At 72.8% G+C, this 1352-nt stretch carries 1 protein-coding gene and 1 pseudogene; both read left to right on the top strand.

All coding sequences use genetic code 11. The features are described 5' to 3' along the window. The coding region (locus tag DEIPI_RS38805; protein WP_027480817.1) for a hypothetical protein at nt 1-798 on the top strand (798 nt) is incomplete at its 5' end. A 66-nt stretch (nt 799-864) separates the two neighbouring features. Continuing rightward, nucleotides 865-1352: pseudogene (locus DEIPI_RS38800) on the top strand (protease complex subunit PrcB family protein); the annotation flags it as partial.

Here is a 1352-nt window from a genome sequence, read left to right as displayed (position 1 = left end):
AGCGTCGCGGAGGACAACGCGCCCGACCCGGAGGAGGTCGCGCGGATCGAGACGCGCCTCTCGCAGCTCTCGAAGCTGCGCGGCAAGTACGGCCCCGAGCTGGAGGACGTGCTGCGCTACGCCGAGGAGATCGCCGGGCAGCTCGCGGAGCTGCGCCGCGACGAGCAGGACGCGGGCAGCCTCGAAGGGGACGCGCTGAAGCTCGCCGGGGACGTCCGGAAGAAGGGCGAGGCGCTGCGCGCGGCGCGCGCGAAGGTCGCGCCGAACCTCTCGAAGCAGCTCCAGTCGGTCGTGCGCGAGCTCGGCATGCCGCACGCGAAGCTGGAGTTCGCCCTCACGCCCCTCGACGAGCCCGCCCCGTTCGGGCTGGAGACGGTGGAGCTCCGCTTCAGCGCCAACCCCGGCGAGGCGGCCGGGAACCTCGCGGACGTCGCGTCGGGCGGCGAGCTCTCGCGCGTGATGCTGGCCGTCAGCACGGTGCTCGGCGCGGACACGCCCAGCGTCGTGTTCGACGAGGTGGACGCCGGGATCGGCGGGGCCGCCGCGAACGCCGTGGCGTCGCAGCTCGCGGCGCTCGCGCGGGACCGTCAGGTGCTCGTCGTGACGCACCTCGCGCAGATCGCGGCGCGCGCCGACCATCACTACAAGGTGGAGAAGCAGGTCCAGGAGGGCCGCACCGTCACGCGCGTCCGCCTCCTCGACCACGCCGAGCGCGAGGCGGAGATCGCGCGGATGCTGAGCGGCACGGACTCGGCGGCGGCGCGCGAGCACGCGCGCGAGCTGCTCGGGACCGACTGAACACTCCAAACTCCCACGCCTCCCCTTCTCAGTCCACGGTCAGTTTCGCCGCCTAGGATGAGGCTCATGAACAAGCGTGTCGCTGGCCTCGTCCTCCTCGGTGGCGTCCTCGCGGGGTGCTCCATGAACGGACCTCAGAACCTCGAAGTGCACGAGGTGCTCCTCTACGGCTCCACCCAGGAACGCATCGGCTGGGTGTACGGCACCATCCCCGGCGGCGCCCAGACGACCCTGAAGCTCGGCGATCAGACGCTGGAGGTGCGCCCGCAGGTCGCGGACCCGCTCGCCGTGGCGGGCACCCTGAGCGTGAACGGGAAGGCCACGTTCCGTCTGCCGACCGCCGCGACGCCGCAGAAGGTCACGGTGACGCGCTCCGCGAGCGGTGACGCGTACTCGGTGCGCGCGAACGCGGACCTCGCGGCGGTGTACTACACGGACGGACGCGCGTGGTTCAAGCTCACGGACCGCCTCGCGGGCGGCACGGTCACGCAGGTGCCCGCGCGGGCGAATTCCGCGCTGCGCGGCGCGGGCAGCCTGACGGACGCGGAGGCCGA

Origin of the sequence: Deinococcus pimensis DSM 21231 (genome assembly GCF_000519345.1) — a bacterium.
GTDB classification, from domain to species: domain Bacteria; phylum Deinococcota; class Deinococci; order Deinococcales; family Deinococcaceae; genus Deinococcus_A; species Deinococcus_A pimensis.
This window is presented reverse-complemented; position numbering and strand designations above follow the sequence as displayed.